Annotated in this window: 11 protein-coding genes and 4 pseudogenes; 11 read left to right on the top strand and 4 right to left on the bottom strand. The window is 47.4% G+C overall.

Annotated features, from left to right (window positions below; translation table 11 throughout):
• Positions 1-68: 68 nt before the first annotated feature.
• Positions 69-2,668: pseudogene (mutS, locus tag A3SI_RS10585) on the bottom strand (DNA mismatch repair protein MutS).
• 83 nt (positions 2,669-2,751) lie between these two features.
• On the opposite strand from mutS, the gene A3SI_RS10580 reads away from it, so the two are divergent.
• Positions 2,752-3,312: an RNA methyltransferase gene (locus A3SI_RS10580; RefSeq protein ID WP_009055771.1), complete on the top strand. Its 561-nt coding sequence runs from the start codon at positions 2,752-2,754 to the stop codon at positions 3,310-3,312.
• On the opposite strand, the gene A3SI_RS10575 is transcribed toward A3SI_RS10580, so the two are convergent.
• Entirely contained in the window at positions 3,309-3,707 is a 399-nt protein-coding gene (locus A3SI_RS10575) for a hypothetical protein (RefSeq protein WP_009055769.1), read from the bottom strand. The genes A3SI_RS10580 and A3SI_RS10575 overlap by 4 nt on opposite strands.
• A gap of 70 nt (positions 3,708-3,777) precedes the next feature.
• On the opposite strand from A3SI_RS10575, the gene A3SI_RS10570 reads away from it, so the two are divergent.
• Positions 3,778-4,113, top strand: coding sequence for a tRNA-binding protein (locus tag A3SI_RS10570; protein WP_009055768.1), 336 nt, complete (start codon positions 3,778-3,780; stop codon positions 4,111-4,113).
• A 22-nt stretch (positions 4,114-4,135) separates the two neighbouring features.
• On the opposite strand, the gene A3SI_RS10565 is transcribed toward A3SI_RS10570, so the two are convergent.
• Positions 4,136-4,465, bottom strand: a complete 330-nt coding sequence (locus tag A3SI_RS10565; protein WP_040670700.1) for a Rieske (2Fe-2S) protein — start codon at positions 4,463-4,465, stop codon at positions 4,136-4,138.
• 40 nt (positions 4,466-4,505) lie between these two features.
• Between A3SI_RS10565 and A3SI_RS10560 the strand changes: the two genes are divergently transcribed.
• Complete coding sequence (locus tag A3SI_RS10560; protein ID WP_009055764.1) at positions 4,506-5,267, top strand: hypothetical protein; 762 nt, start codon at positions 4,506-4,508, stop codon at positions 5,265-5,267.
• A 179-nt stretch (positions 5,268-5,446) separates the two neighbouring features.
• Here the strand turns inward: A3SI_RS10560 and A3SI_RS10555 are convergent, their stop codons facing one another.
• The gene (locus A3SI_RS10555; RefSeq protein WP_009055762.1) at positions 5,447-5,749 is read right to left on the bottom strand and encodes a DUF4286 family protein; all 303 of its coding nucleotides are present in this window, start codon (positions 5,747-5,749) and stop codon (positions 5,447-5,449) included.
• Between the two features lie 187 nt (positions 5,750-5,936).
• Between A3SI_RS10555 and A3SI_RS10550 the strand changes: the two genes are divergently transcribed.
• From A3SI_RS10550 to A3SI_RS10515, 8 genes and pseudogenes are all read left to right on the top strand, one after another.
• Complete coding sequence (locus A3SI_RS10550; RefSeq protein WP_009055760.1) at positions 5,937-6,524, top strand: carotenoid biosynthesis protein; 588 nt, start codon at positions 5,937-5,939, stop codon at positions 6,522-6,524.
• A gap of 32 nt (positions 6,525-6,556) precedes the next feature.
• Positions 6,557-7,000 (top strand): sterol desaturase family protein, encoded by a 444-nt coding sequence (locus A3SI_RS10545; protein WP_009055758.1) that lies wholly within the window; start codon positions 6,557-6,559, stop codon positions 6,998-7,000.
• A gap of 5 nt (positions 7,001-7,005) precedes the next feature.
• Positions 7,006-7,901: pseudogene (locus tag A3SI_RS10540) on the top strand (MerR family transcriptional regulator).
• Between the two features lie 345 nt (positions 7,902-8,246).
• Positions 8,247-8,759 carry an RNA polymerase sigma factor gene (locus A3SI_RS10535; RefSeq protein ID WP_009055756.1) on the top strand — a complete coding sequence of 171 codons (513 nt, stop codon included), beginning with the start codon at positions 8,247-8,249 and terminating at the stop codon, positions 8,757-8,759.
• A gap of 4 nt (positions 8,760-8,763) precedes the next feature.
• Positions 8,764-10,244 (top strand): annotated as a pseudogene (locus tag A3SI_RS10530) (phytoene desaturase family protein).
• Positions 10,245-10,265: 21 nt separating this feature from the next.
• Complete coding sequence (locus A3SI_RS10525) at positions 10,266-11,108, top strand: phytoene/squalene synthase family protein (RefSeq protein WP_009055754.1); 843 nt, start codon at positions 10,266-10,268, stop codon at positions 11,106-11,108.
• A gap of 52 nt (positions 11,109-11,160) precedes the next feature.
• Positions 11,161-12,006 carry a 4-hydroxy-3-methylbut-2-enyl diphosphate reductase gene (locus A3SI_RS10520; RefSeq protein ID WP_009055752.1) on the top strand — a complete coding sequence of 282 codons (846 nt, stop codon included), beginning with the start codon at positions 11,161-11,163 and terminating at the stop codon, positions 12,004-12,006.
• Positions 12,007-12,017: 11 nt separating this feature from the next.
• Positions 12,018-12,744, top strand: a pseudogene (locus tag A3SI_RS10515) (fatty acid desaturase).
• Positions 12,745-12,837: the final 93 nt, after the last annotated feature.

The following is a 12,837-nucleotide window of genomic DNA, read 5'->3' as shown; positions in this document are numbered from 1 at the left end:
AACTAATAGTTTACTTACATACGGAAGAAAAGAAATGGCAGTTGGTCTCAGCGTTTAAATCTTCCGTTTTATCCAAGCTTTTGCTTGATTTCATGCAGTTTTAGGAGCGCTTCTAAGGGCGAAAGTGTATTCACATCCACTTGGCGAAGTAGGCGCTCCACCTCTTGAAACTTGGGGTCCAGCTCGAAAAGGTTGAGCTGGTAGTTGGCCTTTGGCACCTGTGCCAGCCGCTCCTTATTTTCTTCGAGTCCCTTCGAGCGCTCCAGCTGGTTCATGATTTCAGCGGCACGCAGCACCACGGCATTCGGCATGCCCGCCAGCTGCGCCACGTGAATACCGAAACTGTGTTCGCTCCCGCCGGGCTTCAGCTTGCGCATGAATAAAATCTTTCCCTCCACCTCTTTTACAGAGACATTAAAGTTTTTAATCTTTGGCAGCTCCTTTGCGAGCTCATTCAGCTCATGATAGTGCGTCGCAAAAAGCGTTTTGGCTTTATGCTGCGGGTGATTATGGAGGTGCTCCACGATAGACCAGGCGATGGAAATGCCATCATAGGTAGAAGTGCCCCGCCCGATTTCATCCATCAGCACGAGACTGTTATTAGAGAGGTTATTCAGAATGCTGGCCGTCTCCGTCATTTCTACCATAAAAGTAGACTCCCCACGCGAGAGATTATCAGAGGCCCCTACCCGCGTAAAAACCTTGTCGATCAGGCCGATCCGCGCATAACTGGCGGGCACAAAGCTTCCCATCTGCGCCATCAGCACGATGAGCGCGGTCTGCCTTAGCAGGGCCGATTTACCTGCCATATTCGGTCCTGTGATAATGATAATCTGCTGGGTATCATGATCCAGGTACACGTCGTTTGGAATATACTCCTCGCCTACTGGTAGTTGTTTTTCGATAACCGGATGGCGGCCATCTTTAATTTCTAAGCTGTCCCCCTCATGGATTTTCGGCCTGCAGTACTGGTTTTTTTGCGCTACCCGCGCAAAGGAAAGCAAGCTGTCTAATGTCCCGATCAGGCGGGCATTTTCCTGTACCTGTACCACATAGTCTCCTGCTTCCTGAACGAGCAGCTGAAAATATTTTTGTTCCAGAGCGATCAGGCGCTCCTCGGCGTGCAGGATTTTCTCTTCGTATGTTTTTAGTTCTGGCGTAATGTAGCGCTCTGCATTAACGAGGGTCTGCTTGCGAATCCAGGTCTCGGGTACCTTATCCTTATGCGCATGGGTTACCTCTAAGTAGTAGCCGAAAACTTTGTTATAGGCGATTTTTAAGGAGGAAATGCCTGTTTCTTGGATTTCCCGCTGCTGTAAGTCGAGTAGGTAGTCCTTCCCCTGATGGGCCAGTCGGCGGTACTCATCCAGTTCAGGGTCTACCCCATCCTGAATCACTCCGCCTGATGGGTAAGCATCGGGGCGTCTTCCTTTAGCTCGGTTTTAATTTTATCAAGCAGGTACTGACAGGTGTGCAGCTGGTCTGCTAATTTTTTTAGGGCTGGCTGTGGACTGTTTCCGAGCAGCTCCTTAATCGGGAGGCTGTATTCCAGAGATTTACGCAACTGATTCATTTCGCGTGGATTTATCCGCCCCACGGCTACTTTTGAAATCAGGCGCTCCATGTCCCCGATATGCTTGAGGTGCTGTTCTAGCGCTTCGGCTGTTTCTGCTTCCTCGATCAAGTGAGCCACCACTTCCAGTCGCTGCTCGATCAGAGCTCCATCTTTTAGGGGGAGCACCATCCAGCGCTTCAGCATGCGCGACCCCATCGGGGTGACGGTCTCATCCAAAATGGAGATGAGCGGAATCCCTCCTTCCTGCTGTGGCGCCACCAGCTCTAAATTGCGAATGGTAAACTTGTCCAGCCACACATATTTTTCAGCGGCGATACGTGAAATGGTACTAATATGACTCGTCTCGCGATGCTCTGTTTCTTCGAGGTAGTGGAGGATGGCACCTGCTGCAGTGGTCCCCTGCACGAGGCCTTCGATGCCAAACCCTTTTAAGCTGCTGGTCTGAAAATGGCGAATGAGTTTTTCGTAGGTATAATCCCGCTGAAATACCCAGTCTTCCAGAGCGAAGGTAACAGAATGCTCTTTCAAGCTACCGGGTAAGGTCTGCTTGTGGGCCTTCGAGTAAAGGATTTCTGCCGGCTGGAAGCTTTGAAGTAGTTTTTCTACGTAATCCCAGCTGCCTTCAGCACAGGTAAATTCGCCCGTACTTAGATCTAAGAAAGCCACCCCTGCCGTACTCCCTAACTGAACAGCTGCCAGGTAATTGTTTTTACGCTTATCCAGCACATTATCGTTAAACGAAAGCCCGGGAGTGACCAGCTCGGTGACGCCCCTTTTAACGATTCCTTTCACACTTTTAGGATCTTCGAGCTGATCGCAGATGGCCACTCGATTTCCAGCACGCACCAGCTTGGGAAGGTAATTATCCAGAGCATGATGCGGAAACCCCGCCAGTTCGATGTGAGAGGCAGCCCCATTCGCCCGCTTGGTCAGTACGATGTCCAGGACCTTACTGGCGATGATGGCATCTTCTCCGAAGGTTTCATAAAAATCTCCCACCCGAAAAAGCAGTAGTGCGCCAGGATGTTTGGCCTTAATCGCATTATACTGTTTCATTAAAGGTGTTTCCTTGTCTGCTTTGCCCTTCGCCATTTTCTATTCCTAAATCTTGTCGTACTTTTACCGCTAAAATCAAATCTTGAAATTACGCTAAATCGTTTGTACCACAAAATACCATGAAAAAATTAACGCTTGATGAGCTGCAGCGCCTGAGTCCCGATGCCTACCGAGAGGCAGAAAAAACGCCGATTTGTCTGCTTTTAAATGACATTCGTAGCCTGAATAACGTAGGGTCAGCCTTTCGAACTGCCGACGCTTTCCGTCTGGAAAAAATTTACCTTTGCGGCATTACCGGTCGCCCGCCTCATCGAGATATTCATAAAACTGCCTTGGGAGCCACAGAAACAGTAGACTGGGAATATGTGGAAGACGCTGAGGCCTGTGTGAAAAAGTTACGGGAAGATGGTTATGAAATCGCCGCCTTGGAACAGGTCGAAAAATCCACCCCGCTACAGGACTTTCAGCCGAATGCGGAAAAGCATCTCGTACTCGTCGTGGGAAATGAAGTTTTTGGCGTCAGTCAAGCCCTCGTAGACACCGCAGACTACGTGCTCGAAATTCCCCAGTTCGGCACAAAACATTCCTTAAATGTGTCTGTCTCGCTCGGAATCGCCGTATGGGATATATTTTCTAAGCTTAACTTCCGCTCCAAGGGTTGGGAGCAATCCGCCCTTTAGTCCTCTTTAAACTTATCGATGACGTAGAGGAAAAGATTAAAGGAAAGGGTAGACACTCCATCTCGGCTGCGGTCTTTCTCACCACCTGTCTTAAACTGCTGCTCCTCCCTGTTCGCAGGCTGCTGCGTACGATTGCGAAATGCGTCCGAAGCAGTAGGTCTGTTTTGAGGACGATTCTGCTGCTGCCGTACAGCTTGATCTTCCAGCATCGAAGGAACTATTGAACCTTCCATCAGCTGGCTAGGATCTTCATTTGGTAGCTGCTCCTGTGCCAGTCTTTCGCGATCACTGCGCTCATGCTGTCCGAAAACAGGGGAAAATCCAAAAAAGCAAAATAATGCAAGGAAGATTCCCGAAAATGTGAAATTTTTAGGTGGTAAAGCGTACTTTTTCATGCGGTGGTGGACTTGACTGGATACTAAATTCTGCGTAATTATACTGAAAGTTACTTACAAAAAAAATAAAATGCAAACGTTAGACTTTACTGATTTTCAAAAGATTGAGCTAAGAATCGGCACCATAATTCGCACAGAAGCCTTTCCTGAGGCCCGAAAGCCCGCCTACAAGCTATGGGTGGACCTCGGGGAGCTGGGGATAAAAAAGTCTTCTGCCCAGCTTACCGTCCGTTACCAAGTGCATGAACTGGTAGGCAAACAGGTGCTTTGCGTATGTAATCTGGCGCCTCGTCAGATAGGCCCTTTTCTATCTGAAATTTTAGTGACAGGCTTCTCTGATGAAAATGGCGGGATCGTGCTGGCCAGCGTGGAGGCACCTGTACCGAATGGCGCACGGCTGCATTAAGCGTTTATCAGCTAAAAAAACCTTACAAACGAATTTCTAGCCCCTCCTCCGTCAGTCGACAGGGATAGGTTCGCAAGTCAGAACAGCTGCCGCCGTGCAGCAAGCGTCCATCTTGTAGGCTGAAGCGATAGGCATGAAGCGGGCAGACCACACTTCCTTCTGGGCTGATAAACCCCGTGCTCAGGTCCGCACGCCGATGCGGGCAGGCCGTTTCGAAAGCATAAAAGCTGCCGGCATGCTGGACCAGCGCCACTTGTTTGGCTCCTAGTGCCACCCGTTTAATTTGTCCCTCGGGCAGCATCTTCCTGACCTGTTCTGCCGTAGTACCTAATATATACCTTTTTGTTTCCATAAAAAAAGCTACTAATTTTAAACGAACCAATCCTAATCCTATGAAACTATACGCGATTTTACTGCTCTGCGTTGGTCTGATGACCTTCCAGACGACGGCCCAGACCTTAGAAGGGGCCTACAAGTTGGTCTCCATGAACGGTGAGCCCGTAGCCAACCATAAGATCAAGCTATTTCAGGATGGCTACTTTACTTTTGGCCATGCCCAGGCCGGGGATAACGCCTATTTAGGCGCTGGCGGCGGGAACTTTGCCCTGAAGGGCAATGCCTACGAAGAAATCTTCGACTTCTATCCACAGGATTCCACGCAGGTAGGCACCACGCGCACCTATAACTTCGAGCGTCAGGGGGACAGCATTCAGCTGACTCGTATGGATAAAGGTCAGCAGCGTGTGGAAATATGGGAGAAGCTGCCGCCCAGAGAAGATGAATTAAAGGGTTTTTGGGTCTTTACAGGGCGAAAAGACAATGAGGGCCAGCTGAGCCGCTACACGCCAGGCGCTAGGCGCACGATAAAAATGCTGGTCGACGGATATTTCCAATGGGTGGCATTTAATAGTGAAACCAAGCAGTTCATGGGCACCGGAGGAGGAACCTATGAGGCCGAATCAGGGACCTACACCGAAAATATTCAGTTCTTTTCCCGCGATAATGCACGCGTGGGGGCTAGTTTAAGCTTCAGCTTCGAGCGCATCGGGGATGACTGGCATCATAGCGGTAAAAGTTCTACGGGAAATCCGATTTACGAGCTTTGGTCGCCTTATCGTCAGGCGTATGTCGTAGCGCAGGGCGAAGAAGAGTAGGAGCGATAAGTCGCACCGACCTTTGGGCGTAAGCCCCAGGCCTACCGCCTAGAACAGTAAAAAACCACAAGGTTGTGCCATGCATGTAGCAGGCTGCCTTGTGGTTTTTATGTTTCGGTCGGAGCGGCGGGCCGTCGAAGCGACTTAGGCAGCGATCCGATTTTGTTCAACCGAGAAAATTAGATTTCTTTTAACAGTGTGCGAAAGGAGGCACAGCTGTCGCCAAACTCCTTTTTCACGTCCGCCTGAAGCTGGGGGGCGAATTTCTGGTGATAGGCCTGCATGCGGCTCATGTCTGAAGTAAAGTACTGCACGGCATAATTTATAGAGCCATCCTCTGACTCATGGAGTAGCTCGAAGAATTTATAGGAATCGAAGCAGCCCGTTTCCATCACATCGGAGATATGTTTCTCTTTCATCCACTGCACCCAGCGCGCGGCCTGCGCCTTATCTACATTTACGGTTACGTTATATAATAGCATGAGAAATAGATTTTTTTCTTACTTTTGGATTTTCTACCTGTGCAACAAAAGTACGTAATATGCGGTTAAACGGGTAGTTTTATCCGGTAAACCTTTACGAAACGCTTATGCTTACCCAAATGCAGCGTGATGCGAGCGCGGCGGCGACATCGCCTTATGTTCGCTACGCTATGTACCTGCTGGCCTGATGCACCTAGCCGGCGTGGTGGGGATGAGTGTCCCAGCCCTGCAGCCTATCTTTCAGCTGCTCACGCCTTTTCATCTGCTTTCCTGTCTGCTTGCCTTACTTTATTTCCATCGTGACTGGAGTTTCGGCTTCCTATTCTTTTTGGCAGCATCTTTTGTGATCGGCTTCGGTTCAGAAGTGCTAGGTGTTAAAACAGGTTTTCCTTTTGGCTCATATAGCTATGGACCTGTTTTAGGTTGGCAGCTCTGGGAGGTGCCCCTGCTTATCGGCGTGAACTGGATGCTGCTGGTGTACATCTCGGCACATGTGGTGCGGCGCTTTACAGCGCAAAAGTCCCTGCAGGTTATTTTGGCCTCCGCACTTATGGTACTGCTGGACTTTCTAATCGAGCCTGTAGCCATCGCCTTGGACTTTTGGAGCTGGGAAAATACAACCGTTCCCGTATCGAATTACATCGGATGGTTCGGAGTAGCTGTTTTGATTCAGGCCATCTACGCCTATAGTAAATTTGAAAAGCAAAACCCTTTAGCAGACTTCTTACTACTAAACTTGGCGTTTTTCTTCCTTTTCCTAAATTTCTTGTTGTAGAAACAAATCAACCTAAACCGAGTTAAAACGATATGATACTGTATGCAATCGGCTGGACCCTTGCAGGATTTCTGGTCATGGAATTAGCGGGGTGGTTTATCCACAAGTATCTCATGCATGGTCCTCTTTGGGGTATTCATAAGACGCATCATCAAGCATCGAAGGGTTTTTTCGAATTGAATGATGTATTTTCCTTACTCTTCGGAGGCGTGGCAGTGCTCTTGATCTTTCTGGGTGTGGAAGCCTTAGACTATCGGTTTTGGATGGGAGTGGGCATCACTACTTATGGTATGCTGTACTTCTTCTTACACGATGTGCTCATTCATCGTCGCTTAAAATGGTTCGATAAACCGCGAAACTGGTTTTTACGTGGCATCTTTAAAGCGCATCAGGCACATCATATCACAAATAAAAAAGACGACGCAGTATCCTTCGGACTGTTCTTCGTACCTAAGAAATATTTTAAAACGAAATAATCACGGTGAGTACCTATTCTATCAAAGATCTCGAACAACTTTCCGGCATAAAGGCGCACACGCTCCGTGTATGGGAGCAGCGGTATAAGCTTTTAAGCCCGAAACGTACCGATACGAACATTCGGTACTACGATGACTTTGACTTAAAACTCATCCTGAACGTGGCTCTGTTAAACGATAATGGCTATAAAATCTCCAAGATAGCCAGTATGACAGAGGAGGAAATGAAGCAGGAGGTCATCAAGCTTACAGAACGCTCGCTCACGCACGATGACCAGATCCATACACTAACGATCTGTATGATCGAAATGGATGAAGAGCGCTTCGATAAAGTCTTATCCAGTAACATCCTCAAGCTGGGCTTCGAACAGACGATGATGCATATCATCTATCCCTTCATGTCTAAAATAGGAGTACTGTGGCAGACAGGAGCTATAAATCCGGCCCAAGAGCACTTTATAAGTAATCTGGTGCGTCAGAAGCTTATCGTAGCCATCGATGGCCAGGTATATAAGGGCGGCGGAAAGAAGTTTTTACTCTACCTTCCTGAGGGCGAGCTGCATGAAATTTCCCTCTTATTTGCTGCCTATTTAATTAAGGCGAAAGGACATAAAGTCATTTACCTAGCCAAAGCACGCCGGATGAAGACCTCACCCTCGTGTATCGCCTCCATAAGCCAGACTATCTGATGACGGTGATGACCACGAATCCTTCCGCAGATCAGGTACAAGAGTATATCTTTCAGCTTTCTGAACGGTTTCCACAGGCTGAAATCATTCTGAGCGGTTATCAGATCATCGGGCAGGATCTCGATTTTCCTGGTAACATTCGTATCATGAACTACATTCGGGACATTAAGCAGTACCTCGAAGAGCTCGAGCATGTCATGCACGAAAAGTAAAGCGTAGCACTACCGCTCTAAATCTATTGCATAAGACCTTTCATTCGAGAGGTCTTCTTTGTTTTTTAGGCCCTGCCGTTCCAGCAAAAGTAAGCTCACGGAAGCGCTGTTCAGGTCTTTTTGCATTTTGTGCGACAAAGGCTAAACAAAGATTATCAAATTTTTCACCCTATTGTTTAACAAAAAACATGTGTATATACGTCTAATTTGTCGATTTTAGTCATTTTTCCCCCATTTTCTGGATGCGGCTAGATTTTTTGTTTAAGCTTCAGAAAAAAATATTCGACAAAAGTTTTTGATTCTGTTTAATTCTTGCTACATTTGATTAAACAAAACAAAAAAGCCATGACAACTCTAGAATTTAGTTACTCTTTACACAAGCTAAGTGGCGCTTTGAAACCATTTGCTTTAAAGCTTACCCGTGATGTAGATGATGCGAATGACTTGCTTCAGGATACCATGGTGAAAGCATTTACGAATAAGGATAAATTTACTGAGGGAACCAACCTGAAAGCTTGGTTATATACCATCATGAAAAATACGTTTATCACGAACTACCAGCGTATGGTGCGCAGAGGTACGTTTGTAGATACGACGGACAACCTACACTACTTGAATTCTGGCGACACGCTCGTGGAAAATGGTGCGTATGGAGACTTCGCCATGGAAGATATTTATACGGCGATCGAAAACTTAGACGATGTTTATAAGGTTCCCTTTATGATGCACTACCGTGGCTTTAAATACCATGAGATCGCAGATAAATTAGAGATACCTATTGGAACTGTCAAAAATAGAATCCATATTGCTCGTAAGCTTTTAAAAGAAGAATTGTCAGTGTACAAACATAAATCATAAACGTATGTCGAAAAAACGTGTAGTGGTTATAGGCTCCGGTTTCGCGGGCCTGTCCGTTGCCACTCACCTAGCCAGCAGCGGCTATGAAGTAACTATTTTAGAAAAAAACAGCACCCCCGGTGGTCGAGCGCGTAAGTTCGAAGCCGAGGGTTTTGTTTTTGATATGGGCCCCAGCTGGTACTGGATGCCCGATGTTTTTGATACTTATTTCGCCCATTTCGGAAAAAAAGTCTCTGATTATTATCAGCTAAAACGTTTAGACCCCTCCTACGCCGTCATCTTCGGTCAAGATGATTTCGTCGACATCCCGGCGGATCTCGATGCCTTCCGTGCACTTTTAGAAAGCATGGAGCCCGGCGCGGCAGCTCAGCTGGATACATTTCTGGAGCAGGCCGCCTATAAATACAAGGTGGGAATTCAGGACCTCGTCTATCGTCCTTCGCGCTCGGTGTTCGAGTTTACTAGTCCGGCACTTTTAGCAGATATGCTGCGCATGGACATCTTCCAGTCTATGGCTAAGCATGTTCGGAAATTCTTTAAAGAGGATAAAATCATCCGTCTGATGGAATTTCCTGTATTGTTTTTGGGCGAGACCGCCCAAAATATCCCGGCACTGTATAGCCTGATGAATTACGCCGATATCGCCTTAGGGACCTGGTATCCAGAAGGGGTATGCATAAGATTATAGAGGGCATGGTGCAGCTGGCACAAGAAAAAGGCGTGAAATTCCGCTTCGATGCGGAAGTAGAGGTCATTAAAGTACGGCAGCAGATCGCGCAGGGGGTACTCCTAAAGTCGGGAGAAGAGGTTCCAGCCGATATCGTGGTAGCCGGCGCAGATTATCAGCATGTGGACCAGGTTTTACTGCCTCCAGATAGCCGAAACTATAGCCCTTCTTACTGGGACTCCCGTGTGATGGCACCTTCCAGCTTGCTCTTTTATTTAGGAGTAAATAAGCGCCTAAAGGGGCTGCGGCACCACAATTTATTCTTTGATGAGCCCTTAGGGCCGCATGCGGACGCGATCTATACGAATCCACGCTGGCCAGAAAAACCGCTGTTTTATGCTTCCGTTCCTTCCATCACAGATCCTACCGTCGCGCCCGAAGGCAGCGAAAATCTTTTCTTACTGGTACCGCTGGCCCCGGATTTAGAGGATACCGAAGAGATGCGGGAGAAATATTATCACATGATTATGGACCGATTAGAAAAACTAACCGGGCAGGAGATACGTTCTCATGTGGTGTATAAGCGCTCCTATGCACATGCCGACTTTAAGGCGGACTACCATGCCTTTAAAGGGAATGCCTATGGATTAGCGAATACACTCACCCAAACGGCCATTTTAAAGCCGGGTCTAAAAAACAAGAAGATTAAAAATATGTATTATACAGGACAGCTGACCGTACCGGGCCCAGGTGTTCCCCCATCGCTGATCTCTGGCCATGTCGTGGCGCGAGAAGTGATGAAAGAAAACAAATTGTAAATAAAAGAGTAGTATAAGCATATGGATGCAAAAGCCTTATACGATGACACGACGCTCGCATGCAGTAAACTTATCACGCAGCGCTACAGTACCAGCTTTACACTGGGCATTCGTACGCTAGATAAAAGTTTACACCTGCCCATTTATGCGATCTACGGTTTTGTCCGCTATGCGGACGAAATCGTGGATACCTTTCATGAGCATGATAAAAAGGCGCTGCTTGAAGATTTTAAGGAGCGCACCTATGAAGCCATCGAAAAGAAGATTTCGCTAAATCCTGTGCTGCACGCTTTCCAGTTGATCGTAAACCAGTATGGCATCGAGCATGAACTCATCGAAGCTTTTCTGCGCAGTATGGAGATGGACCTCGATTTTAAAACGTATAACGATAACCGCTACCACGAGTATATCTATGGTTCAGCTGAAGTAGTCGGGCTGATGTGCTTACGCGTCTTCTGTTCTGGAAACGATGCGCAGTACCAGGCCTTGCGTGCGCCAGCGTGCAAGTTAGGGGCGGCGTTCCAAAAGGTAAACTTCCTGCGTGATATAAAAAGTGACTATGAAGAGCGGGGCCGTGTCTATTTCCCAGGCGTGGATTTTAATGCCTTCGATAAATCTGCAAAGCGCCTGATCGAAGAGGATATCCAGAAGGACTTCGACGATGCGCTTATCGGTATCCAACAGCTGCCAGAGACAGCCAAGCTAGGCGTAAAAGTCGCCTACTTGTACTATCAAAAGCTGTTCGATAAAATTCGTGGGCTGCCAGCGGAAACCATCACCCGTGAGCGTATCCGTATCCCGAACTCCCGTAAGTTCTCCCTCCTGCTGGGCACCTATGTGGGAACCAAGCTTGGTTTCGGTTAAGTTTTCTTATCATCAGGTATACATTTAATTACTTACCGTCATTTACTAGCGTATGAAAAATCTTCGCGTACATATCGATCAGCATTCTGGCTTCTGCTTCGGGGTGGTGTATGCCATCGAAATGGCTGAGGAAATCCTCGACGAACAGGGGTATCTGTATTGCCTCGGTGATATCGTGCATAACGATGAAGAGGTAAATCGCCTGACGGCCAAAGGGCTCCGCATCATCAATCATGAGGATCTCTATGGGTTAAAGGACGAAAAGGTCCTCATTCGTGCCCATGGTGAGCCCCCTTCTACCTATGAACTTTCGATTAAAAATAACCTTACGCTCATCGATGCTTCTTGTCCTGTGGTGCTGAAATTACAGAACCGGATTAAAAATAGCTTCGATAAGGAAGAGCATATTTACATCTACGGGAAGCATGGCCATGCAGAGGTCATTGGCCTGTTAGGCCAAACCAATAATAAGGCGGTGGTCTTCCAGGACATTCAGGAGCTGGACCTGCAGACGATGCCGAAAAACATCACGCTATACAGCCAAACCACGAAAAGTACCGATAAATTTTATGAGATTAATACGATCTTAAAGGAAAATGGTATCGCCGTAAATACGAATGATACGATTTGTCGGCAGGTATCTAATCGGGATAAGGAGCTTAGGGATTTTGCGGATAAGTTCGATGTGATTATCTTCGTGAGCGGTACGAAATCCTCTAACGGTAAGGTGCTGTATAATGTGTGTAAGGAGCGTAACCCGAATACGCATTTCGTGTCTAACTCCGCGCAGGTGCAGGACAGCTGGTTCGGTCCCGGGCAGTCCGTGGGCATCTGTGGGGCTACTTCCACGCCGATGTGGCTGATGGAGGAAGTAAAGGCGCGGATCGAAACCTTTTAAATGTAGCGTAAATTTTCCACGTGCGTACCCGAAATCTTTCCATAGACCCTACAGGCGTTCAGATTGCCGTATTGATTATTCTCCTTTGGGCTGGCTGTTTAGGGCTGGCCTTTCAGGTTCCTGTGGCATGGGATAATCCCCTTACGTATGTGCTCGTTCTGCTGCAGACGCACCTGTACACGGGCTTATTTATTACAGCGCATGATGCCATGCATGGGGTGGTGTCCGCGAATAAGCGGGTCAATAATTTTATCGGACATCTCTGTGCGACGCTCTTTAGCTATAATGCCTACTGGAAATTGTTTCCCAAGCATCATGAGCACCACCGATTCGTCGCTACGGATAAGGATCCGGACTATCATGCCTCCGGCAATTTTTTTCTCTGGTACCTGAGCTTCGTGCGGCAGTACGTGACCATTTGGCAAATAGCCGCCATGGCCATCACCTTTAATATCCTGAAACTTTGGCTTCCCGTACCACCACTGGTGGTGTACTGGATGTTACCTGCCGTGCTGAGCACACTTCAACTCTTTTACTTTGGTACCTATCTTCCGCATAAGGGAGAATCCACGAATAGCCATCATTCGCGTTCGCAGAAAAAAAAATCATGTGTGGGCATTTGTGTCCTGCTACTTTTTTGGATACCACTTCGAGCATCATGATTCTCCGGGAACCCCCTGGTGGAGGCTATGGCAAGTAAAGGAAAAGAATGAACAAAAATCAGGTAAAACTGCATAATGTCGATATAAAATTATATATTTTTTCTATTTAGCTATTTTGTTCTTCTTTACGTGAACCATAAATTTTTCTTGTGGTTTTCTACATAAATTT

Source organism: Nitritalea halalkaliphila LW7 (genome assembly GCF_000265075.1).
Taxonomy (GTDB): Bacteria; Bacteroidota; Bacteroidia; order Cytophagales; family Cyclobacteriaceae; genus Nitritalea; species Nitritalea halalkaliphila.
The sequence above is the reverse complement of the archived record's forward strand: the minus strand, read 5'-3'. Positions and strand labels throughout refer to the sequence as shown.